Source organism: Aeromonas sp. 604443, from assembly GCF_049170315.1.
Classification (GTDB): domain Bacteria; phylum Pseudomonadota; class Gammaproteobacteria; order Enterobacterales; family Aeromonadaceae; genus Aeromonas; species Aeromonas veronii_A.
Genome location: NZ_JAAKMI010000007.1, coordinates 115,084 through 136,980, shown reverse-complemented (window position 1 = coordinate 136,980; position 21,897 = coordinate 115,084). Strand labels below are relative to the sequence as shown.

General features: G+C 59.4%; 19 protein-coding genes. 8 read left to right on the top strand and 11 right to left on the bottom strand.

From position 1 onward, the window contains the following. Window positions 1-12 precede the first annotated feature (12 nt). The 4 genes from G5380_RS11980 to G5380_RS11965 all read right to left on the bottom strand — a co-directional run bounded on the left by G5380_RS11980 (window position 13) and on the right by G5380_RS11965 (window position 5,387). The gene (locus G5380_RS11980; protein ID WP_005340664.1) at window positions 13-885 is read right to left on the bottom strand and encodes a virulence factor BrkB family protein; all 873 of its coding nucleotides are present in this window, start codon (window positions 883-885) and stop codon (window positions 13-15) included. Between the two features lie 176 nt (window positions 886-1,061). Next, complete coding sequence (locus G5380_RS11975; RefSeq protein WP_075116213.1) at window positions 1,062-2,303, bottom strand: malic enzyme-like NAD(P)-binding protein; 1,242 nt, start codon at window positions 2,301-2,303, stop codon at window positions 1,062-1,064. 254 nt (window positions 2,304-2,557) lie between these two features. After that, window positions 2,558-3,784 carry an aromatic amino acid transporter gene (locus G5380_RS11970; protein ID WP_100652317.1) on the bottom strand — a complete coding sequence of 409 codons (1,227 nt, stop codon included), beginning with the start codon at window positions 3,782-3,784 and terminating at the stop codon, window positions 2,558-2,560. 169 nt (window positions 3,785-3,953) lie between these two features. Continuing rightward, window positions 3,954-5,387, bottom strand: a complete 1,434-nt coding sequence (locus tag G5380_RS11965; RefSeq protein WP_421352782.1) for a DUF2867 domain-containing protein — start codon at window positions 5,385-5,387, stop codon at window positions 3,954-3,956. A gap of 292 nt (window positions 5,388-5,679) precedes the next feature. Here G5380_RS11965 and G5380_RS11960 point away from each other — a divergent pair, with 292 nt between their 5' ends. Next, window positions 5,680-6,771: a hypothetical protein gene (locus G5380_RS11960; protein ID WP_421209220.1), complete on the top strand. Its 1,092-nt coding sequence runs from the start codon at window positions 5,680-5,682 to the stop codon at window positions 6,769-6,771. 64 nt (window positions 6,772-6,835) lie between these two features. On the opposite strand, the gene priA is transcribed toward G5380_RS11960, so the two are convergent. After that, complete coding sequence (gene priA, locus G5380_RS11955; protein WP_421209219.1) at window positions 6,836-9,043, bottom strand: primosomal protein N'; 2,208 nt, start codon at window positions 9,041-9,043, stop codon at window positions 6,836-6,838. A 147-nt stretch (window positions 9,044-9,190) separates the two neighbouring features. On the opposite strand from priA, the gene rpmE reads away from it, so the two are divergent. Further along, on the top strand, window positions 9,191-9,406 hold the full coding sequence (gene rpmE, locus G5380_RS11950; RefSeq protein WP_005340673.1) for a 50S ribosomal protein L31: 216 nt from the start codon (window positions 9,191-9,193) through the stop codon (window positions 9,404-9,406). 100 nt (window positions 9,407-9,506) lie between these two features. Here the strand turns inward: rpmE and G5380_RS11945 are convergent, their stop codons facing one another. Both G5380_RS11945 and G5380_RS11940 read right to left on the bottom strand, forming a co-directional pair. Continuing rightward, window positions 9,507-10,157: a chromophore lyase CpcT/CpeT gene (locus tag G5380_RS11945; protein WP_021230765.1), complete on the bottom strand. Its 651-nt coding sequence runs from the start codon at window positions 10,155-10,157 to the stop codon at window positions 9,507-9,509. Window positions 10,158-10,279: 122 nt separating this feature from the next. Beyond that, the gene (locus tag G5380_RS11940; RefSeq protein ID WP_421209218.1) at window positions 10,280-12,133 is read right to left on the bottom strand and encodes a methyl-accepting chemotaxis protein; all 1,854 of its coding nucleotides are present in this window, start codon (window positions 12,131-12,133) and stop codon (window positions 10,280-10,282) included. Window positions 12,134-12,279: 146 nt separating this feature from the next. On the opposite strand from G5380_RS11940, the gene rraA reads away from it, so the two are divergent. After that, window positions 12,280-12,765 (top strand): ribonuclease E activity regulator RraA, encoded by a 486-nt coding sequence (gene rraA / locus G5380_RS11935; protein ID WP_005340678.1) that lies wholly within the window; start codon window positions 12,280-12,282, stop codon window positions 12,763-12,765. A 270-nt stretch (window positions 12,766-13,035) separates the two neighbouring features. Here rraA and G5380_RS11930 read toward each other — a convergent pair whose 3' ends face one another. The 3 genes from G5380_RS11930 to G5380_RS11920 all read right to left on the bottom strand — a co-directional run bounded on the left by G5380_RS11930 (window position 13,036) and on the right by G5380_RS11920 (window position 15,595). Continuing rightward, on the bottom strand, window positions 13,036-13,710 hold the full coding sequence (locus G5380_RS11930; protein ID WP_005340680.1) for a 7-cyano-7-deazaguanine/7-aminomethyl-7-deazaguanine transporter: 675 nt from the start codon (window positions 13,708-13,710) through the stop codon (window positions 13,036-13,038). Window positions 13,711-13,869: 159 nt separating this feature from the next. Then, window positions 13,870-14,157 (bottom strand): DUF3630 family protein, encoded by a 288-nt coding sequence (locus tag G5380_RS11925; protein ID WP_139399965.1) that lies wholly within the window; start codon window positions 14,155-14,157, stop codon window positions 13,870-13,872. A 10-nt stretch (window positions 14,158-14,167) separates the two neighbouring features. Beyond that, on the bottom strand, window positions 14,168-15,595 hold the full coding sequence (locus tag G5380_RS11920) for a protein adenylyltransferase SelO (protein WP_421352781.1): 1,428 nt from the start codon (window positions 15,593-15,595) through the stop codon (window positions 14,168-14,170). A gap of 105 nt (window positions 15,596-15,700) precedes the next feature. Here G5380_RS11920 and G5380_RS11915 point away from each other — a divergent pair, with 105 nt between their 5' ends. After that, complete coding sequence (locus tag G5380_RS11915) at window positions 15,701-16,003, top strand: c-type cytochrome (RefSeq protein WP_076493969.1); 303 nt, start codon at window positions 15,701-15,703, stop codon at window positions 16,001-16,003. Between the two features lie 67 nt (window positions 16,004-16,070). Here G5380_RS11915 and recQ read toward each other — a convergent pair whose 3' ends face one another. Further along, on the bottom strand, window positions 16,071-17,906 hold the full coding sequence (recQ, locus tag G5380_RS11910) for an ATP-dependent DNA helicase RecQ (protein WP_319889610.1): 1,836 nt from the start codon (window positions 17,904-17,906) through the stop codon (window positions 16,071-16,073). A 133-nt stretch (window positions 17,907-18,039) separates the two neighbouring features. On the opposite strand from recQ, the gene G5380_RS11905 reads away from it, so the two are divergent. The 4 genes from G5380_RS11905 (at window position 18,040) to G5380_RS11890 (ending at window position 21,831) form a co-directional block, all read left to right on the top strand. After that, window positions 18,040-18,504, top strand: a complete 465-nt coding sequence (locus tag G5380_RS11905) for a thioesterase family protein (protein ID WP_005355465.1) — start codon at window positions 18,040-18,042, stop codon at window positions 18,502-18,504. Between the two features lie 124 nt (window positions 18,505-18,628). Beyond that, window positions 18,629-19,156: a hypothetical protein gene (locus G5380_RS11900; RefSeq protein WP_005342628.1), complete on the top strand. Its 528-nt coding sequence runs from the start codon at window positions 18,629-18,631 to the stop codon at window positions 19,154-19,156. Window positions 19,157-19,639: 483 nt separating this feature from the next. Next, window positions 19,640-20,920 carry a tyrosine-type recombinase/integrase gene (locus tag G5380_RS11895; protein ID WP_421352780.1) on the top strand — a complete coding sequence of 427 codons (1,281 nt, stop codon included), beginning with the start codon at window positions 19,640-19,642 and terminating at the stop codon, window positions 20,918-20,920. Window positions 20,921-20,931: 11 nt separating this feature from the next. Further along, window positions 20,932-21,831: a hypothetical protein gene (locus G5380_RS11890; RefSeq protein ID WP_421352779.1), complete on the top strand. Its 900-nt coding sequence runs from the start codon at window positions 20,932-20,934 to the stop codon at window positions 21,829-21,831. The last annotated feature ends 66 nt before the right edge of the window (window positions 21,832-21,897 follow it).

The window sequence follows — 21,897 nt, the reverse complement described above, 5'->3', positions numbered from 1 at the left end:
CAAGGCGATGGCTTAGCCCAGCTCCTCGCTCGCCGGCTTCTCGTACTCGCCGAGGCAGGCGGTAGTCTCCGCACCAAGCAGCACAACCAGCCAACTCAAATAGACCCAGACAAACAGGATCGGGATGGTGGCCAGCGCGCCGTAGATGGCCTGATAGGAGGGGAAGTTGGTGATGTAGATGGCAAAGCCGCGCTTGGCCAGCTCGAACAGGGTCGCCGCTACCAGCGCGCCGATAAAGGCGTGGATCAGCCGCACCTTGCAGTTCGGCACCACGGTATAGACCAGCAGGAAGGTGAGCACCGAGAAGAGGAACGGCAAGCCGCGCAGCAGCAGATAGCCGATGCCGAACAGGCTCTCGGCGCCAAACAACCGCAGCGAGAAGATGTAGGAGGAGATGGCGATACTGGCCCCGATAAGCACGGGCCCCAGGGTCAGGATCATCCAGTACATGGCAAACGCCTGCGCCAGCGGGCGGCCCTGGGTCGAACGCCAGATGTAGTTGAGGTTCTTGTCGATGGCGGAGATCAGCATCAGCGCCACCACCACCAGCGCTCCTATCCCCACTGCCGTGGTGTTGGTGGCATTGGCGACGAAGCCGTCGATGTACTCCTTGAGCATATCTCCCGCAGTCGGCACAAAGTTGTGGTAGACGAACTGCTCCATCGCCTGCTTGAGGCTCTGGAACACCGGGAAGGCGGACATCATGCCAAAGACTACGGCGATCATCGGCACCAGTGAAAGCAGGGTGACATAGGCCAGATAACCGGCGGTAACCGTCAATCTGTCCTGCTGGAAACGGCCCCAGACAAACTGGGCAAAGTGGCGACCATCATGGCGCAAGAAGGAGAGGGCGTGGGCCAAACGGCCGCTGACAGGCTGCTGCATCTTGATTCTCGTTAGCGTCATAGTGGCAATATTGTGTCAGAGGAGAGCGCTGTTTGACCACCTTTGCACCCGATTTGCCTCCATCAGCCCCAACCTGTCGCCCGGCTGGCGTCTCTGGCTGTCGCCAGAAGCAGAGATAAAAACGGCCCCGCTATAGGGCCGTTTGCAATGCCGGATTACAGCATGTAGTCCGCGGGCAGCTCGATGCGGGCGACGCCGGAGGCGACCGCCGCCAGCGCCACGGCGCGGGCAACCCGCGGCAGCAGACGGGCATCCATCGGCTTGGGAATGACGTAATCCTTGCCGAAGGCGAGCTCGCTCACCCCGGCTGCAGTCAGCACCTCGGCCGGCACCGGCTCCTTGGCCAGAGCGCGGATCGCCTCGACCGCAGCAATCTTCATGGCATCGTTGATGCGGCTGGCACGGGCGTCGAGGGCACCGCGGAAGATGAAGGGGAAGCAGAGCACGTTGTTGATCTGGTTCGGGTAGTCGGAGCGGCCGGTACCCATGATGAGGTCGCTGCGCACCCCGTGGGCCAGCGCAGGCTTGATCTCCGGGTCCGGGTTGGAGCAGGCAAAGATCACCGGATTGGGCGCCATCAGGGCGACCGCTTCAGCGGGCAGCACGTCGGGGCCGGAAACACCGACAAACACATCAGCCCCTTCGATGACATCCATCAGGGTACGCAGCGGGGTCTCGTTGGCGAAGCGCTGCTTGTACTTGTTGAGATCGCTGCGGCCGGTGTGGATAACACCCTGACGATCCAGCATGAAGATGTTGTGCGCTCTGGCGCCACACTTGATCAGCAAATCCATGCAGGCGGTGGCGGCAGCCCCCGCCCCCATGCAGACGATGCGGCTGTCACTGATCTGCTTGCCCTGAATCTCCAGCGCGTTGAGCAGACCGGCGGCGGTGACGATAGCGGTACCGTGCTGGTCATCGTGGAACACCGGTATGTCGCAGCGCGCGATCAGCGCCTCTTCAATCTCGAAACACTCCGGCGCCTTGATATCTTCCAGATTGATGCCACCGAAGGTATCGGCGATAGCCGCCACCGTGTCGATGAACTGCTGGCTGGTCTCGTGCTTCACCTCGATGTCGATGGCGTCGATACCGGCGAAGCGCTTGAACAACAGGGCCTTGCCCTCCATCACCGGCTTGGAGGCCAGCGGCCCCAGATTACCCAGCCCCAGAATAGCGGTGCCGTTGGAGATGACGGCCACCAGATTGCCCTTGCCGGTATAGCGATAGGCATCGGCCGGGTTGGCGGCGATCTCGCGCACCGGCTCGGCAACACCCGGGCTGTAGGCCAGCGCCAGATCACGGGCGGTTTCGGCAGGCTTGGTCAGGGCGATGGCAATTTTGCCCGGTACGGGCTGGGCGTGGTAATCGAGTGCTTCTTGACGCAGATCGGACATGGGGGACCCCGATGTGGTTGGTGCAAATGAGGTGCCGACAGGGGGCACGCAGAAGGGCGGGGATCATAAAAGAAAGCGGTGGGCATGCCCAGCAGATCATGCTGCCATCAGCCAGATCAGACCAGTTATTTCAGCACCTTACCCCACCCAAACATACCACTTTAGTTATAGATTCTGCCGCATGGGATGAAAATGGAGCAAAAAGGGCGGCAAGTTGGCCTTGCCGCCCTTTCTGTCAGTGCTGTAGACCTGACTCAGTTGCCCAGATAGACCGGCAACAGATTTGCCATCGACAGGAAGTGGAACAGCGCGGTCGCCAATCCGAACAGGATCAGCAGCCAGGCCATCAGCTTGCCGCCGGGGGTGACGAAGTGGGGTGTCACTTCGCCCCGCTCGGCCCGCGCCCGGGTGCGCAGCACCAGCAATGCCGGGATGATGCAGGTCCAGATGGTGGCGGCGGCACCGGCATAGCCGATGGCCAGCAGGAAGCCGAACGGGAAGAGCAGGGAGAGCAGCAGCGGCGGCAGGAAGGTGACCGCCCAGGTCTTGCAGCGACCGGCGCGGCTGTTGTCGAACTTGAACAGATCAGCCAGATAGTCGAACACCCCGAGCCCCACCCCGATAAAGGAGGAGAGGATGGCCGCCATGGAGAAGCCGTTGATGGCGCTGGCCACCTTCTCCGATTCAATGACCCCGGAGAGGGCGGAGAGCAGCACGCTCACGTCCCCTCCCTTGGCAATCACGGGAGCAAAATCCTGACGGGGAAGGTTGCCGAAGATCCCCAACAGCCAGAGCACGTAGAGCGCCAGCGCGATCAGGGTTCCCCCCAGAATGGCCCATCTGGCCTGCTGCTCGTTCTGGTAGTAGGCACGCAGGGAGGCCACCGAGTGGTGATAGCCGAACGAGGTGAGCGCCACCGGCAGCATCGCCATGGCATAGGGAGCATAGCGGCTCTCGCTGCCCGCCAGATCGAGCAGGGTCGGCAGCTTGATACTGCCGAGCAGACCGGCCACACCGAGGGCGAAGCTGAGGATCATGAAGGCGATCAGTACCACCGAAATACGGTCAACGGCGCGGGTCGAGTGCCACACCACCGCAGAGAAGAGCGCCACGAACAACACGGACGCGAGCTTGCTGTCGATCCCCAGAATCCCCTGCAGGATGGCACCGGAGGAGGTGATATAGGCGTAGAGCAGAATGCCGCCAACAAAGTAGACCGAGAGGTTGTTGAGGAGATTGAGCTTCTCCCCCAGCAGCTCGCGAGTCACGGTATTGAAGGAGACCCGCATGTCGTGGTGCTGGAAGGATTCCAGCAGCATCCAGCCGGAGAGGGTCATCATCACCATGGTGACGGTCAGCGCCAGCACCGACCAGAGGGTCCAGGCCCCCGCCCCCGAACTCGGCAGACCGAGCATGCCGGCTCCCACGCAGACGCTGGCAATGATGCAGGCGCCCCCCAAAATTGACGGTTTTTTCTTCATAATCCCTTCTTTTTCTGACTGATTATCTATCCGCGGTAAACAAGACCGCGGCATGATGCCAGCCTTTGCCATGAGACGCCTACCACTATCTGCCATAACCGGGCATGGCCGCGGCATAAAAAGTGCCCCGAACGGGGCACTCTATCAGCGGGAATGGTGTGAAGAGGGGTTAATCCATCACCGGGATACCCGCTCTCGCTTCGGCCTGACGGGCGATGGCTTCGGTCATCCCCTGAAAGATGAAGAGGTGAAACGGCAGCATGGCGAGCCAGTAGGCCAGCCCCCAGGCGCCCTGCGGGTGCCAGTGAGCGGTGACCCGGATGCGGGTCAACCCGGACTCCTCCGGCAGGATATTGAACTCCAACCGCCCGACGCCCGGGGCCTTCATGTTGAACAAGAGATCGAGCCTGCGCCCCTCATCCACCCCGAGGATCTGCCAGGAGTCGAGCATATCCCCCTTCACGAAACGATCCGGATTGGTGCGGCCACGGGTGCGGGCCGGGCCGCCGATCAGGTGATCCATCCATTCGCGCACCACCCACAGCTCGTTCATGTAGAAGTAGCGCTGCTCCCCCCCCAGCTGCTGCAACACCTGCCACACCACCTCGGGGGAGGCGAGGCAGATGGCCTCGCCGCTGGCGGTACGGTCATAGAAACCATATTCGGGATGGCGCCAGCGCAGGCCGAGGGGGGTCTCCTGCCCCTGCTGCTCGGCACCCAGCTTCTGCTCCAGCGCCAGACTCTCCGCCAGCGCCTCGTCGAAGCTGAGCAGGGTCTGCGGCAGCAAGGCGCGCAGCGGGCCGTCATCGGCCGGGATGTCGTGCTTGAGACCGCCCACCAGCGCCTTGGCTACCGGTTGCGGCACCGAGGTAACAAACTGCAGCCACCAGGCGGAGAGGCGCGGGCTCAGAAACGGGATGGGAATGATGGGGCAGCGCTTGCCGATATGGGCGGCGAACTTCTGCAACTGCTGCTGATAGCTGAGCAGCTCGGGGCCGACCGCGTTGAAGATGCGCCCATCCACCTCGTCTGCCTCTACCAGCCCGCCCAGATAGTGCAACAGGTTGGACAGCGCAATCGGCGGCGTGCGCGAGCGCACCCATTTGGGCGTCACCATCATCGGCAGGTTGAACACCAGATCCCGCATCACCTCGAACGCCGCCGAACCGGGCCCGATGATGATGCCGGCGCGCAGCTCCACCGTCGGTACGCCAGATTCGCGAAACAACTCGCCACAGTAGCGGCGGGAGTTGAGATGGCGGCTGTTGCACTGTTCAGGCTGGATTGCCCCGAGATAGATGATACGGCGCACCCCGGCAGCACGGGCGGCGGCAGCAAAATTCTTTACCCCCTGCTGCTCCAGCCGGTGAAAATCGGCCCCCGCCCCCATGGCATGCACCAGATAGAAGACTGTGTCTATGTTCGCCAGCGCAGGCAGCAGTGTGATCGGCTTGAGGCTGTCGGCGAGGCGAAACTCGACCCCCTCAGGCAAGCGGCAGGGACGGCGCGCCCCGGCAATCACCCTGTAGCCGAGGGTTTGCAGGTGAGGCACCAGATAGGAACCGATATAGCCTGCCGCTCCCATCACCAGACAATTACGCATGAGTGAAGCCCTCAACATCATTGATATTGATGCAAGGGGCGCCAGACAGGAATCCACCATAGCCCGCCACGTCCATCACCAGACAATTTCTCATGTAATTCTCCCTATCCTCACCGATGCCGCTTGTCAGCCAGAGTGCGCCGCGTTACCTGAAAATGTTCAACTAGAGCGCCACCATCCAGTCTCTTGCCATCCTGCCACGCCGCCACCTTGCAACCTAGTACTAACCACCTCCCTGATTAGTCCGATTTGGTGTTAAGCCCTGTACATTAAGCGGTCGATAACTGACCAGATGTATAGCGCCGAGGGCGAACGTATGCGCATCGACCACTACGACCTCCAGGGGGAGGTGCAATACCGGCAACAACAGGCCCAGAGCCGCAAGGTGCGCAATCTTGGGCCAGTGCCACCCGTAGTTAATCCACCGGAAGGCAACAATACGGCAGCGGCCGGCGAACGCAGCAGCACCCTGACCCTCGCCAGCGCCCTGACGCTGCAAACCCCGAGGCAATCCGCCGCCAGTCAGCAAGCTTCAACGCCTCCCACACCGCCCGCAGCGGAAGTCGGCAAAGAGCAGGATGGCATTCCCGACGATGGACTGGATAACCGCCAGCGGCTGATCAAGCTGATGATCGAGGCGATGCTGGGCCACGAAATCGAGCTGCCCAAGCCGATCAAACCCTCCGAAGAAGGAGGCGATGGAGTGACCCAAGGAGACGCCGCTGCTCAAGCCGCCGAGCCGGATCAACTGGTGGAGGTGACTGACACCCTGCTGCAACAGGAGCAGCTCAACGTGGTGGCATCGGCCAGCGTAGCGACTCAAGATGGTCAGACTATGCAGCTCGATCTCGGCTTTGTGCTCGACTGGCGTCAACTGGAGGTGAGCCAGCGGCGCACCACCCTCAATGCCCTCAAGGATCCGCTGGTGCTGAGTCTGGATGGCAAGATTGCCGATCTGACCGAGGCACGGGTCACTTTCGATATCGATCAGGATGGCAAGGAGGATAGCCTGCCGGGTCTGCGGGAAGGGAGCGGCTTTGTGGCGCTGGATCGCAATGGCAACGGCACCATAGACGATGGGGGCGAGCTGTTCGGTGCCCGCTCCGGCAATGGCTTCGGCGAGTTGGCCACCCTAGATGAGGATGGCAACGGGGTGCTGGATGAGGGGGATAGCCAGTTTTCAGCCCTGCAGTTCTGGCATCCGGAGCACGCACCTATCGCACTGGTCGAACTGGGGATCGGCGCCATCCTGCTGCGCCCCCTCGACACCCCCTTCAACCATCTGGGGGAGAGCGGCAATCAGGGGGTGCTGCGCCAATCCGGCCTCTATCTCACCGAACAGGGTAAGGGAGGCTGGGTGCAGCAGATCGATCTGCGGGTCTGAACCCCGCACCCGCATGGCAAACCCGGTCGCTGACGATAACTGCCAGCGACCGGCTCCGGCACCATCAACTCAGCTCGGTGGGGTCGATATCCAGACTCCAGCGCACCCTTTTGGTCTCGGGCCAGCCTTCCAGCTCCTTCACCGCCCAATCCAGCAGTTGGGCCAGAGGTGCCCGATTCGGCCCCTGCACCAGCAACTGCATGCGAAACTTGCCCGCCTTGCGCTCCATAAAGCCGCTGATGGGCCCCAGCACCTGAACGTGGGGATAGCGGGCGCTGCGCAGGGTATCGGCGAGGCGGGCGAGGAACAGCTGCACCTCGTCACGGCCGTTGGCCTCGGCGCGGAACAGCCCCTGATAGCTGAACGGCGGTAGCCCCAGCAGGCGGCGCTCTTTCAACGCCGTATCGGCGAAATGGCCGTAACCGTTCTGGGTCAGATCCTGCAGCAGGGCATGTTCCGGATGGTGGCTCTGCAACACCACCAGCCCGGGCTTGCTGGCACGACCGGCACGGCCCGCCACCTGGGTGTAGAGCTGGGCCAGCTTCTCGGCGGCGCGAAAATCGGCGCTGAACAGGGCACCATCCACATCCAGCAGGCCCACCAGGGTCACATCCGGAAAGTGATGGCCCTTGGCCAGCATCTGAGTGCCGATCAGGATCTTGTACTTGCCCGCCTTGATGTCGCCAAGATGGGTCTCCAGCTCCCCCTTGCGGCGGGTGTTGTCCCGATCGATGCGCACTACGGGATATTGCGGGAAAACCGTGGTAAGCAGCTGTTCCAGCTGCTCGGTGCCCACTCCCGATCCGATCAGTTCGTTGCTGCCACACTCGGGGCAGTGGTGGGGCAGCGGGCGCACGCTGTCGCAGTGGTGACAATGCAGTCGTCGCCCAGCCTGATGCCAGGTGTACCAGGCATCACACCGCTCACAAGCAGCGCTCCAGCCGCACTGGTGGCAGATCAGGGCCGGGGCATAGCCACGGCGGTTGAGGAACAGCATCACCTGATTGCCCGCCGCCAGATGCTCTGCCATCAGCAGCTCCAGCTGGGGGGAGAGCCCGGCCTGCAACCGCACGCTCTTGATATCCAGGATCACCTGACGGGCGGTCTGGGCATTGCCGGCGCGGCGAGTCAGGGTGAGGTGGTGATACTTGCCGGTGCGGGCGTTGTGCAATGTCTCCAGCGACGGGGTAGCCGAGCCAAGCAGGATGGGGATACCGGCACGATGAGCCCGCATCACCGCCAGATCTCGCGCGTGGTAGCGAAAACCGTCCTGCTGCTTGAAAGAGCCGTCGTGCTCTTCGTCGATGATGATGATGCCGAGGTTGTGAAACGGGGTGAACACCGCCGAGCGGGTGCCGATCAGGATGGCGGCGCCGCCGTCGCGGCAGGCGAGCCAGGCGTCGAGCCGTTCCCGATCGTTCATGGCGGAGTTCATCGCTACCACCGGCACGTTGAAGCGGCGCCGGAAGCGGTTGATGGTCTGCGGGGTGAGACCGATCTCCGGAACCATCACCAGCGCCTGCTTGCCCGCCTTGAGCAAGGGCTCAAGGATGCTTAAATACACCTCGGTTTTGCCGGAGCCGGTAATGCCATCCAGCAGGAAGGCACCGAACTTGTCGCTCTGGCTGGTAACGGCAGAGACAGCCAGCGCCTGCTCGCCATTGAGGCGCAGCCCCTCCCCCGGTTCAAAACGGGCGGCCCAGTCGCCGTCATGGCTTGGCTCCAGCGAGCGCTTCTCCAGCAGCCCCTTCTTCTCCAGCGCGGTGAGAGCGGCGCTCTGGATCTCCTCCTGCTTGAGGGCGGAGGGGGTCTGCGGCCCTTTGCGCAGCAGGGCGAGCGCTTGCTGCTGCTTGGCCGCCCGCTTGAGCTCGTTAAGGTCGATGGCCATGCCCGCCTCGGTGGCAAACCAGAACTCCAGCTCCCGATAGGCGGCTGGCTCCCCCTTGCGCACCAACACCGGCAGGGCATGGGGCAGCACTTCCCCCAGCGGATGCTGGTAGTAGCTGGCGCTCCAGTTCATCAGCGCCAGAATATCCGGCCCCAGCACCGGAGCCGTGTCCAATACCCGTTTGATGGGCTTGAGCTTGTTGCGGGGCACCTGGCTGTCGGCCGGATGATCCACCACCAGCCCGACCAGGGTCTGGGGACCGAAAGGAATCTCGACCCGGCAACCGGGGGCAGGTAACGGCAGGGGAGAGAGATAGTCGAAGTGACGGCGTAACGGTACCGGGACAGCGACACGAACCAGATCCAGCGTTTGGGAAGAATTCACCAGGGGTTGCCTATTTTTTCTGCGAAGCCACTTGCCTGATCTCAGGCATTTCCTATATTATTCGCAGCCTTTGAAACTGTGTTCAACAATCGTGTGGTGTCCGACAAGAGATCGGATGGCGACACGGCCTATTAATTGAGGTTGTCCATGAAAGCTGGTATCCATCCTGACTACGTAGCCATCACCGCCAAGTGCTCTTGCGGTAACGTCATCAACACTTTCTCTACCATCGGTAAAGATCTGAACCTGGACGTGTGCTCCGAGTGCCACCCGTTCTACACCGGCAAGCAGAAAGAAGTTTCTAGCGGCGGCCGCGTAGACAAGTTCAACAAGCGTTTCGGTGCGATGACCACCAAGAAGTAATTTTACTTCTGAAGAATTCTGAAAAAGGCGCCCAATGGGCGCCTTTTTTACGATCCCTGTTTTTCATCCTTCATGTTCCCGCAGCCAGACGCACTCTCCCCTACTGGCCAAACCCTTTGGAACGACGCAAATAGACATACCCCTCACCCGGGCTACCCCAGCGCGGGCTCCCTGCGTTGTCATAGGCGCGATCCAGCAGTCTGACGCTGTCGGGGCCAATCCAAATATGCTGCACCAGCGTCGTGGCACCACCAAAATCGGTGGAGCAGTGGCCCACCCGGGTGTGACCGGCATATTCGCCGGAGGGGGTACGGGTCAACCAGATCTCGCATCCGTGGCGCAAGGAGAGCTGCTGCGGGGTCAGACTGTCGAGCAGGGCGGGATCATGCCAGGCACCGGCAAAATCGGTGGCACGGGGCATGGTCAGTTCGGCCATCAGGATCCGCCCGTCAGGGGCAGGTGAGAAGCGATAGATGCGCTGGCGGAAAGGACGGACGGAGCGCATGCTCAGATACTGCTCGGCATAGACCCAGCGATAGCCCTGATAGCCGGGCCAAATCTCCATCAGGCGCAGCTCGGCACTGGTAAAGCGGCTGTCGTAACTGGCCTGCTCCCGGCTCGTAAAGGCCCCGTTGAACCAGCTGAGCAGCGGTTCCATACCGGGCTTGAGTGGGGTAGCCTGAGGCGCCGAACCTGCCAACACCAGACAGGAACAGAGCAGCCCGAATACGGCCACCAGCAACTTTGCCATCGAATCCTTCCGAATCATCATAGTGGCGGCGATTATATGAGCGAATTTCCCCAATAACAGCCATTACGATCAAATCATTGCCACTCTGGTGCAAAAACCTCACAAGGATGCCAGTCCGCTCACTAAACCCGATATTTTGCCACCGCCTTGTTGAGCAGCTGGGCCTGCTCGTTGAGGCCCTCGCTGGATCTCGCATTTTCCTCCGCCATGATGCTCGACTCCTGGGCGATGTCGCGGATGTTGTTGACGTTGCGGTTCACCTCGTTGGCCACCAAACTCTGCTGTTCGATGGCGGCGGCAATCTGGGTGCTCATGTCCATGATGTTGGTAACATCCTGAGTGATCTGCCCCAGCAACTCCCCTGCAGTACTGGCCTGATCCGAGCTGCGGTTGCCCTGCTCGCGGCAGGTTGCCATCACCTCGACGATGCTGCCGGTCTGTTTCTGCAGCGAGCTGATGATGCCGGCAATCTCCTGGGTCGATTTCTGGGTACGGATGGCCAGATTACGCACCTCATCGGCCACCACCGCAAAGCCGCGCCCCTGATCCCCTGCCCGAGCTGCTTCGATGGCTGCGTTGAGGGCCAGCAGGTTGGTCTGCTCGGCAATACCACGGATCACGTCGAGCACGGAGCCGATGGTCTCGCTCTCTTTTTGCAGCTGGCTCACCTCGCGGGATGAACTCTCCAGATTACCCGCCAGCGAGCGGATCTGCTCGACAGTATTCTCGACCGCAGCCCGCCCCTCCATCGCCTTGTTGTTGGTCGCCTGCGCATTGTTGGCCGCCTGCTCTGTGTTGCGGGCGATCTCTTCGATGGTGGAGCCCATCTCGGTGGACGCGGTCGCCACCATATCGGTCTCCTGCAGCTGACGCGCCGCCCCTTCACTGGTGCGCTTGACGTTGGCCGAAAGGTGATCCGCCGCTTCGGTCAGGGTGTGCACGCTCTGCTTCACATCGCCGATCAGATCGCGAAACCCGCCCAGCATCACGTCGAGATTGCCTGCCAGCTGGGCCATTTCATCTGCCCCGCGCAGTTCTATCTTCAAGCGCAGGTCATTATCCTGACGAATGCGGTTGACGGTGTCATTCACCTGAGTAATGGGACGGTCGATGCTGCGCCCCAGCAACACGCTCATGATGCCGATCAGCACAACAATCACCCCGCCACAGACCAGCATCAGGCTGTTGAGGCGAGCGCTCTGCCGCTCCAGCTCAGCGACAATGTGCTGATCGACGGCGGCAAACCCCTGTTCGGTCTGATGCACCAGATCCCGCATCTGGTTACGCAGCCCTTCATCCTCTTTCAGCCCCAGTACCTGCATCCCCTGCACCAGCGCCACAAAGTCCTGCCGGTACTGCTTGCTGGCCTGCTCCAGCTTGCCGCGATCCGCCTCCGGCAAAGTGGCAAGGCTATCCTGAAAACTCTTGTGCAAGGTCTCGAAACGCTCCAGATACTGGATATCGGAGCGCAGCATGAAGTCTTTCTCCGCCCGTCTCAGCTGCAACATGGTGATGAGCAGCCCCTGCTGATCCAGCTGCTTGAGTCCATTCTCCACCTCATGCACCGCCGCCCTCAGCTTGCCATAGAGCCCCTCCTCCGGCCCCAGACCAATCTTCTGCTGCTGGGCCACCAGATCGTTGAAGGCTTTGCCATAACCGCTGATCTGCTGATCCAGTCTGGTCAGCTCCCCCTCGACAGCCGCCAGATTGTCATCGGTCACCAGCTCCCGATTGTGCTGGTGAAAATCTGACAGCCCCTGATTGAAGCGCTCGACGAAGGTCACATCCTTACGGATCAGAAAATCCTTCTCGGCCCGCCGCAGGTTGAGCATGGCGATCTCCAGCTGGTCGATATTGCGCTGGGCTTCGGTCAGGTGACGGTGCACCTGGCTGGAGTAGATAAACAGGCCGCTCAGTACCAGCATGGCAACGGCAACCAGCACGGTATTCAGGATCAACTTATGACGGATAAGCACGATGGACCTCTCGCAAACAGGCAGTGAACTGCATTGAGCTTATGCAGAAAAGCGGCGACAGGTGATCTGTGCAAGGAATATTCATTGAAATGCCACACCCACTCCTTATACTGGTTGCACCTGTTTCCAGCCGTGGATTTGACACTATGGAATACAATACTTCTGAACTGTGCGACATCTATCAGGACATGGTGGATGTGCTTGAACCCATGCTCTGCTCCTTCGGCGGCCGCGCCTCTTTCGGCGGCGTCATCACCACCGTCAAATGCTTCGAATCGAATGGTCTTATACGTGAACTCGTCAAAGAGAACGGACTGGGACGCGTCTTGCTGATCGATGGCGGTGGCTCCATGCGCCGAGCTCTGATCGACAGCGACATCGCCACCACGGCGGCCGAGAACGATTGGGAAGGGATTGTCTGCTACGGCTGCGTCCGCGAAGTCGATATTCTGGAAGATCTGGACATCGGCATTCAGGCACTGGCAGCCATTCCGGTCGGTGCCGACAGCAAGGATGTAGGGGAGACCGATCTGCCGGTCAACTTCGGTGGCGTGACCTTCCTGCCTGACGACCACCTCTACGCCGATACCACAGGGGTGATCCTCTCCCCCGAGGCTCTCGATATCGAGTAAGCCACAGACAGCGTGACGACGGGAGCCTTGGCTCCCGTTTTTTATGCCTGCAACTTGCTGAAAAATGACAAAAAAAGAGGGCCAGATAAACTGGCCCTTAACTGGAAGCAATGTGAGCAATGTCGTGCCTTCACAAGAAGTCCATCACGTTGGAACGAATGAAGTCTTTCCCGGAAAACAAGTTAACAATAATCATTCTCATTTAACTAGGCAAGCGCTATTTGCAGAAAGTGCAAAAAAATTGACCACCGCGAAGGGTGGTCAATCTCGTCAGGCTTGCCGGGTGGCCGTTTGCAGGCTGGATAATCCGGCCTCGCCCACCAGCTTGCGGCTGAGGTAGCGCAGCAAGACACCGTAGAGCGGCACGAACAAACCAAGGCTTATCAGCAACTTGAATACGTAATCGACGGTTGCGATCTCGACCCAGTGCTCTGCCATGAAAGGATCTGTGGTGCGCCAGAAGGCCACACTGAAGAAAGCGATGGTATCAACCAGATTACCGAACAGGGTGGAGGCCGCAGGTGCAATCCACCACTGCTTGAGCAGACGCAGGCGGTTGAACACCACCACATCCATGAACTGCCCCACCAGATAGGCCATAAAGCTGGCCAGCGCGATACGCGCCACGAACAGGTTGAACTCGGCCAGATGACCAACGCCCTGGAAGCTCCCTTCAAAGAAGAGTACGGAGAGCGCATAGGAGACCGCCAGTGCTGGCAACATCACGGTCTGGATAATCTTGCGCGCCAGACCGGCACCGAAGATCCGCACTGTCAGGTCGGTCGCCAGGAAGATAAACGGGAAGCTGAACGCCCCCCAGGTGGTGTGGAAGCCAAACACGGTGATCGGCAGCTGCACCAGATAGTTGCTGCTGGCAATGATCAGAATGTGGAACAACGACAGGCGAACGAGCGCCGTTTGGTACTGCGCAGGGGTCAGATTCATCTTGTGACCTTTTTGGTTAATGGGGTTAGGGAACCCATATCGCCACCATTGGCGATAATCGAGGGGCGAGATTATACGCCCCCAAACCGATAGTTCAATCTTTATGCGATTACGCTTGTCCAGGTTGGCCAGCGGCAGAGCAAGCCTTGTGGGCGATAGTCACAGCTTGTGCTGTCTGGCGAGCCAGAGCAGCGCCTCCCGATCCGCCGGGCACACCGCCTCCAGCCAGCAGCCGCTGTAGTGTTCGTACTCCAGCCGAAACTGGCTCCCTTCAAACTCCAGCAACCAGCTATGGCGGTCAGCCCCCGCATCCTGCTCGAGCGGCTGCAGCTCCCACTCTCGCAGCAAGACCTGCGCCAACAGCGGAAACGTGTCCCAGTCGAGTGCTGGGCAATCCAGCGTCACCACGCCAGCTTCGCTATCTACCTGTTTGATTTGCCAACTCATTCCCTGTCTCTCAGCTGCTGCAGGAGAGCTCACCACCGCAATACCATGCCGGAGTCGGGGTGGCGAGATCCTCATATTCGGGTTGTTCATCATAGGGGCGCTGCAGGGCGGCGAACAGCCGCTCGAACGGCCGCATATCCCCTGTGTCAGCGGCGTCTATCACCCGCTGGGCCAGCGCATTGCGCAGCACATACTTGGGATTGATGGCATCCATCTGCGCCTTGCGTACGGCATCCTCTCCGCCTTCGCGCATCAGCCGCGCCCGATAGCGTTCCAGCCACGCCTGCCAACCCTTTGGATCAGGCAATAGCGACAGCAGAGACGCAGGCCACGCCCCCTCTTGCGTTACCTCACCGAGACGACGAAAGAACAGGTGGTAATCCACCTTGTGGGCCGCCAGCAACCGGAACAGCTCGCGGAACAGAGCCGGGTCATCCTCCTCCCACACTGCCAGCCCGAGCTTGGCCCGCATCAACTCGGAGTAGTGCAACATCAGCTGCTGCTCGTACTGGGCCAACGCTGTAGCCAGCGCATCACCGTCTACATGGCCAGCCAGCGCCTGCGCCAGTTTTTGCAGATTCCAGTAACCGACCGCAGGCTGCTGATCCAGCGCGTAGCGGCCCGCCGGATCCGAGTGATTGCAGACAAAATCGGGCACGTAGGCATCGATAAAGCCGTAGGGGCCGTAATCCAGCGTCAGGCCGAGCAGCGACATGTTGTCGGTGTTCATCACCCCGTGACAGAAGCCCGCCGCCTGCCATTTGGCAATCAGCCGCGCGGTGCGACGCACGACCTCGGCAAACAGGTCGGCGCCACTCTCCAGTTCGGGGAAGTAGTGGCGCAGCAGATAGTCGATGAGATGCGGGATCTTCTCCCCCTGCCCGCTCCAGGCGAAATACTCGATATGACCGAAGCGCAGATGGCTGAGGGCGGTGCGCAGCACGGTCGCTCCCGTCTCCACCTGCTCACGATAAACGGGCTCCTGACTCCCCACCAATACCAGCGCCCGCGTGGTCGGGATGCCGAGGGCATGGAGCGCTTCGGAGGCGAGATATTCGCGGATGCTGGAGCGCAGCACGGCGCGGCCGTCACCAAAACGGGAGAACGGGGTTTTACCCGCCCCCTTCAGGTGCAGATCCCAGCGCTGACCATCCGGCGCCTGCTGCTCACCCAGCAGCAGCGCCCGACCATCCCCGAGCCGGGGGCTGTAACCCCCGAACTGATGGCCCGCATAGACCTGAGCTACCGGCTGCATGCCTGGCAGCACTTTTCCCTCGCCACAACAGGCGATCCAGTCAGCCTCGCTGACGCCTCCCAATCCCAACTCATCCAGCAAAGCCCGGTTGAGATGAAGCAACTGGGGCTGCTGCAGCGGCTGGGGGACCACGGGTTCACAGGCCCAGGGCAACTCGGTCGCAAAAGTGTTGATCAACTTCATGGTTGTGCCATTCGTCCCTGCGTATGCTCGTGTCACTCTTTATACTGCCGTCAGCCATGCTTGTGCTCACTGGCAACCATCATTTTTCAATTCAAGGAGAAGAAGATGCAAAAATGGGTATATGCCCTGCCCTTGCTGGCACTGGCATGGGGTCATCAGGCCAAGGCTGCCGATATTGAAGCCGGCAAAGCCAAGGCGGCGGTCTGTGCCGCCTGTCACGGCGTGGAAGGCAAGGCGATGATCCCCAACTATCCCCATCTGGCGGGCCAGAATGCCGCCTATCTGGTGAAACAGTTGAAAGCGTTCAAGGATGGCAGTCGCAAAGAGCCCTTGATGGATCCCTTCATGGCGCCGCTGACCGATGCGGATATCGACAATTTAGCCGCCTTCTACGCCAGCCTGAAATAACCTCGCGTCTGACCCTTGGTTCTTCCGCGCCGCGCTTACCCTGGTCGATTAGGCTGCCTAATCGACCCTACCGGCGGCAGTAGTCGATGATCAGATCCATAAAGGCGTCGCCAAAGCGCTCCAGCTTGCGGTGCCCGACACCGTTGATAGCCAGCATCTCGTCTTCGGTCATCGGCATCAGCTGAGCCATCTCCACCAGGGTTGCATCGTTGAACACCACGTAGGGCGGCACCTCTTCATCCTCGGCAATCTGTTTGCGCAGGCCGCGCAGCTCCTTGAACAACCGCTTGTCGTAGTTGGCGTTATCGAGCAGACCGTTGCGCTTCTCCTTGCGGCTGGAGATAGGCTGCAGGCGGGGTACCGCCAGTTCCAGCTTCACATCGCCACGCAGTACCGGACGGGCCGCTTCGGTCAACTGCAGCACCAGATTGCGAGTGATGTTCTGGGTCAGCAGCCCCTTGTGGATCAGCTGGCGGATCACGCTCATCCAGTATTCGTGGCTCTGATCCTTGCCGATGCCGTAGGTCGACAGCTTATCGTGGCCATGATCCTTGATGCGCTGGTTCAGCGACCCGCGCAGCACCTCCACCACATAACCCACCCCGAAATTCTGGCCCACCCGCCAGACGCAGGAGAGCGCCTTCTGGGCATCTTCAGTGCCGTCATAGCTCTTGGGCGGATCGAGACAGATATCGCAGTTGCCGCACGGCTTGTCGTTGTACTCGCCGAAGTAGTTGAGCAGCACCTGACGGCGGCAGGTTTGCGCCTCGGCAAACGCCGCCATCACGTTGAGCTTGTACTGCTCCACCTGCAACTGCTGCGGGTTCTCGATGTTGTCGAGCAGGCGGCGCACCCGGCCGATATCGGCGGGATCGTAGAGCAGCAGCGCCTCGGCGGGGGTGCCATCGCGACCGGCGCGGCCGGTCTCCTGATAGTAGGATTCGATGTTCTTCGGAATGTCGTAGTGCACCACGAAGCGTACGTTGGGCTTGTCGATACCCATACCGAACGCCACCGTCGCCACCACTATCTCGATGTCATCCTTGAGGAAGGCATCCTGGGTCTGCTGGCGCAGCTCGAGCGGCAGCCCCGCATGATAGGGCGCCGCCTTGCAGCCGTGGCGGGATAACCGCTCGGCCACCTCCTCCACCCGGTTGCGACTGGAGCAGTAGACGATGCCGCAGTTGCCCTTCTGGCTCTGCACGTAGCGCAGCAGCTGCTCAGCCGCCTTGAACTTCTCCACCAGGCTGTAGCGGATATTGGGACGATCGAAGCTGGCGGTGTGGATGAAGGGATCGTTCAGCTCTAGGCGGTGCAGCATGTCGCTGCGGGTCGCCTCGTCGGCGGTGGCGGTAAGCGCTACCACCGGCACCTGCGGGAACCACTGCTTGAGTCGCCCCAGTGCCGCATACTCAGGCCGGAAATCGTGGCCCCACTGGGAGACACAGTGCGCCTCGTCGATGGCGAACAGCCCGAGCGGCAGCTCGGCCAGCCGATCCATAAACTCGTGCTGCAGCAAGCGCTCGGGGGAGACATAGACCAACTTGATCTCGCCGCGGCGCATGGCGGCGAAGTTCTGGATCATCTCCTCCCGACTGAGGGCCGAGTTGATGTAGACCGCCGCTACGCCGTTGGCGCGCAGGCTGTCGACCTGATCCTTCATCAGCGAAATAAGGGGAGAGACCACCACACCGAGCCCGGGCCGCAGCAGTGCCGGGATCTGGTAGCAGAGCGACTTGCCGCCACCGGTGGGCTTGAGCACCAGCGCATCGCGCCCCGCGACGATCTGCTCGATGATCTCGAGCTGACCCGGCCGAAACTGCTGATAGCCGAAGACTGCCTGCAGCAGGGCAAGCGGACTCTCTGGCTGAGGATCTGGCAGGGTTTCGGCAATCGCGGTCATGGGCTCTCCTTTGGGGTCGCCATTCTAAAGCAGCCGCCGCCCACAATAAACCTGCCATTGCGACTGTTAATGAACTGTTGCAGACTGGCTGGAGTTTTTACTCGGCTTTGATGACAAGGATTGGGATCAGAGAATGAAACAGATGCTCAAGAAGATGGCGCTCAGTGGCATTGCCAACCTGTTTGCCGAGAAGATGCCCTTCAACAAGCTGATTGGCATGCAGGTGACCCACTACGACTTCGACAAGGTGGAGCTGCGCATCAAGATGGATGAGAAGCTGATCGGCAACCCTTTCCACAACATCCTGCATGGCGGCGTCACCGCCACGCTGCTGGATGTGGCAGGCGGTATGATAGTCGCCGCCTCCTGCATCGACGAGCTGGAGGAGTTCTCCCCCAGCTATCTCAAGGAGCGCTTCGCCCGCCTCGGCACCATAGATCTGCGGGTGGATTACCTGCGCCCAGGGCGCGGCAACGAGTTTATCGCCACCGCCCACATCATCCGGGCTGGCAGCAAGGTGGCCGTCGCCCGGATGGAGCTGCACAACGAAGAGGGCACCCACATCGCCTTCGGCACCGGTACCTATCTGGTGGGTTGAACCAAGTTAGTGCATAAAAACCACGCGGCTAATCCACTTTTAATCATTAGATTCCTTACCCCCTCTAGCCGAACAAGGTCCATACTGAGAGTCGGGATTGTGTGCAGAGGGAGGATTGCAGGCGATGAGTGCGAAACTGGCCATCAAACCATCCAGAGCCTTGTTGACACAGCTCGAGTCCATGCTCGACGAGGTGCAGACACCCGAGTGTCGCCACTGGTTGGAACAGGAGCTTGAGGGGTATTCTCTCTCCTCACCCCTGCCTTGGTATCGCATCGTTCCCTGTCGGCAACGCGGTCACTTTCTGGATCTGAAAACGGGAAAATATTTGACCTGTCATATCAACAGTCAAACGCTATGCCAACGCGATCTGGCCCAAATTCAGTTCATTTATGCCCGTGAACCCGCCGCCCACTATTTGCTGCAACGCAATTCCGGTATTGAACCCTGGCCAGAACAGCTGCTGGAAGATTATCAGGAGCAGTTGATCCCCGGCCATTTATGCCTGCAAGCCTGGCATGAGCCCGTGATGTCACTACGTGAACAACTGATGGAGGGAATCGAACATTTCATTTGTGAGTACCCCAAGCACGCGGCCTTGCAACCTCAACACAGCTTGAAGGCTTTGCGGCATCAGCACTGGCATATCTGAAAGCGCCTAGCGCGCAAGGAGGGCACCATAGACAAGACCCATAGCGAGATTGCCACAATCTAGAGTGCCGGAGTCAGGATCAGACTCCACCGATGGGCCACCGAGCGGTGGCCCTTTTAATGTCTGTGGGCTTGCTTCGACCCTGCATACATCAAGTCAGATCACTTGGCCAGGTAACAGGTCAGCAGCTAATGAAAAACCGAGTAACTGGAAGGAAAATGCAAAAAGGCCGCTCTATTGAGCGGCCTTTTCAAATTTGGTCGGTGTGAGAGGATTCGAACCTCCGACCCCTTCGTCCCGAACGAAGTTCTGTACCGTTCTGACTTGTTCTGATGCTTTTGGGTGTGCGCATAAAAATCTTTAATTTCAGTGCATTACAAAATATCTATTGTGATGTTCGTCCGCAAATGCTCAGGTTTGTCCTCGCGCATCCAGAAAAAATGCCCCACAATTGCCCCAAGACTTCGCGACTGTGGGGCATTTATGGGACTACTCAAACACGGCGACATCAAGGCAGTGAAACCCACCGGACAGCAGCAGACACTGAAGGATGGACAGGGATTGCAACTGCGGATCAGTCACGGCGGTAATTCTTACACTTGGTTCTATCAGTATCGCCACCCTACCACCGGTCAGAAACATCGGATCGAGTATGGCAGTTACCCACAACTATCTATTGCTGATGCTCGTCTCGTACATCTAGAAACCAAGGGCTTGCTGAAACAAGGCATAGACCCTCTCGAACAGCGCGAACAGCAGCGCCTAGAGGCAGAGCACAGACGGCTTGAATTAGAGCGGGAGAAGGCCCGGCAGCAAAATACCATCGAGGTGCTGTGTTGGTGCTGGTTTAACAATTACGCCATGCGTAATCGCCGTCGCCCCGAGTACGCTAAACGGATCATTGAAGTCGACATCCTCCCAAAGCTGGGAAAGGTAGCCCTCTCCGAAGCCCATCGTGCTCAACTGATTTGCGTCATTGATGATGTTGTCGCCAGGGGCTCTCCGGGGCTGGCTCGTGAAGTACTACTGATCTTGAAGCAGATATTTGCCTACGGTGAACAAGTAGGTGCCGTCGAGCAGTCCCCAATCGCTAGCATCAAGGCCTCTACCCTGATAGGGCGGAGAAGAGCTCGCGACCGATATCTAACCTTGGATGAGGTGCGTGCGGTCTGGCTAGCGTTGCCGGAGCTGGGCCTTTCAGAACAAACCGTACTCGCCATAAAGTTACTGTTGGTCACCGGCCAACGTCGGGGAGAGTTGATTTCCGCTAAGTGGGAGCACATCGACTGGGAAACCCTGATCTGGACTATCCCGATCTCCAAAAACGGCAAGTCGAATAAGGTACCGCTTTCTCCGCTGGCCGAACAGCTATTCCGTGAATTGCATCTCTTAGCTATGGGTTCACCCTGGTGCTTCCCCGGCAAAAATGACGAACACCTAACCGAAAAGAGCGTTACCCGCGCCATCGCCCGCAAGCAAGGCTGCTTCTTGGTGAATGGCAACAGCATCCCCCATTGGACACCGCATGACCTGCGCCGTACCGCTACGACGCAGATGCAGGCCCTTGGCGTGCTACCACACGTGATCGAACTGACCCTTAATCACACCATCCAAACAGGCGTATCTTCCGTGTTTGAGGACTATGCACTGTACCAATACCTACCCGAGATCCGCCAAGGCTTGAACCTATGGGCCGAACGCATTGAATCCCTTATCGCCGGTGACAAGGTGGTGCCCCTGCCTATCACTAAGCGCGGAGTCTAGTTGTAAGGGACGTGAAGAAGACCTCACTTAACCAAAAGAGACTCGAAAAAAGACACCATATGCCTTCAAGTACACAAAGCCACAAATCAAAAGTGATACCACTGGAATACTGTACTCCCGAACGGGCCGCGACCCTGCTTGATTGCCAAGTGGGGGACATTTATCACTGGGCTGGCATAGGAGCAATTGACCTCTATCTCGATGCCTCCGGGTATGAATTTTCAACCGGTCAACATCTTAGGGCTGTACATGTATTTGAGTACGCCCAAACTCTGCAGCACGGAGCATCATGCATGGTTCCTGATGATTTTGCCCCTCCAGGTGAGTATTGTTTGGAACTTGGATATATAGGCCATGCACCTGCAATTTTGAGAGGATTGTGGCGACTCCCCAGCTACCTACCGCAAAGTTGGCAAAGTGATGGCTGTGTTGAACTTGACTGGGAGGATGCAGGATTATCAGAGCTTTTTGCGAATAAAAATGGTGGGGGGGAAGATGACGTCATAGCCGCATATTTTATTGAAGTGGATCCTGCCGCGCTAAAAAAATGGACCTTCATTTTGCGGAATGATCTGCTGCTACTTGAAAGGCATATCGCTATCCGCGAACCACTCAAACCCAAGTTACGGTCACAACCAGATGCCATGGTTGCAGCAATGCGGCCTAATATGCGGTCCGTCACCCAGGTAGAAATTCGTGCAGTAGACCGGGAGATGGTGTTAGCCGCTGCCATTTACGCGCGAGGACAATGGCCAGAAGAGTACAAAGAAACGGCTACCAGTTGGGCAGACATCATTCTCAACCACGAGGCAGTGCTCTTCAACACAAAAGTATGCCCTCTGTCGCGAGAGAAGGTGGTAGCCATACTCTCTTCCGCTCAGAAGCAAGGTAAGCCACATAAAAAAAACTAGCGCCCTCATCATGTTGCCGACCATCCGGTAAAGCCCCGTTTTATTTACCGGTTATCCGGTAAGCCT

What these genes read in the sequence shown, in the direction of transcription:
- G5380_RS11980 (WP_005340664.1), bottom strand. Translation starts at nt 885, where the DNA reads ATGCAGCAGCCTGTCAGCGGCCGTTTGGCCCACGCCCTCTCCTTCTTG.
- G5380_RS11975 (WP_075116213.1), bottom strand. Translation starts at nt 2,303, where the DNA reads ATGTCCGATCTGCGTCAAGAAGCACTCGATTACCACGCCCAGCCCGTA.
- G5380_RS11970 (WP_100652317.1), bottom strand. Translation starts at nt 3,784, where the DNA reads ATGAAGAAAAAACCGTCAATTTTGGGGGGCGCCTGCATCATTGCCAGC.
- G5380_RS11965 (WP_421352782.1), bottom strand. Translation starts at nt 5,387, where the DNA reads ATGCGTAATTGTCTGGTGATGGGAGCGGCAGGCTATATCGGTTCCTAT.
- G5380_RS11960 (WP_421209220.1), top strand. Translation starts at nt 5,680, where the DNA reads ATGTATAGCGCCGAGGGCGAACGTATGCGCATCGACCACTACGACCTC.
- rpmE (WP_005340673.1), top strand. Translation starts at nt 9,191, where the DNA reads ATGAAAGCTGGTATCCATCCTGACTACGTAGCCATCACCGCCAAGTGC.
- G5380_RS11945 (WP_021230765.1), bottom strand. Translation starts at nt 10,157, where the DNA reads ATGGCAAAGTTGCTGGTGGCCGTATTCGGGCTGCTCTGTTCCTGTCTG.
- rraA (WP_005340678.1), top strand. Translation starts at nt 12,280, where the DNA reads ATGGAATACAATACTTCTGAACTGTGCGACATCTATCAGGACATGGTG.
- G5380_RS11930 (WP_005340680.1), bottom strand. Translation starts at nt 13,710, where the DNA reads ATGAATCTGACCCCTGCGCAGTACCAAACGGCGCTCGTTCGCCTGTCG.
- G5380_RS11925 (WP_139399965.1), bottom strand. Translation starts at nt 14,157, where the DNA reads ATGAGTTGGCAAATCAAACAGGTAGATAGCGAAGCTGGCGTGGTGACG.
- G5380_RS11920 (WP_421352781.1), bottom strand. Translation starts at nt 15,595, where the DNA reads ATGAAGTTGATCAACACTTTTGCGACCGAGTTGCCCTGGGCCTGTGAA.
- G5380_RS11915 (WP_076493969.1), top strand. Translation starts at nt 15,701, where the DNA reads ATGCAAAAATGGGTATATGCCCTGCCCTTGCTGGCACTGGCATGGGGT.
- recQ (WP_319889610.1), bottom strand. Translation starts at nt 17,906, where the DNA reads ATGACCGCGATTGCCGAAACCCTGCCAGATCCTCAGCCAGAGAGTCCG.
- G5380_RS11905 (WP_005355465.1), top strand. Translation starts at nt 18,040, where the DNA reads ATGAAACAGATGCTCAAGAAGATGGCGCTCAGTGGCATTGCCAACCTG.
- G5380_RS11900 (WP_005342628.1), top strand. Translation starts at nt 18,629, where the DNA reads ATGAGTGCGAAACTGGCCATCAAACCATCCAGAGCCTTGTTGACACAG.
- G5380_RS11895 (WP_421352780.1), top strand. Translation starts at nt 19,640, where the DNA reads ATGGGACTACTCAAACACGGCGACATCAAGGCAGTGAAACCCACCGGA.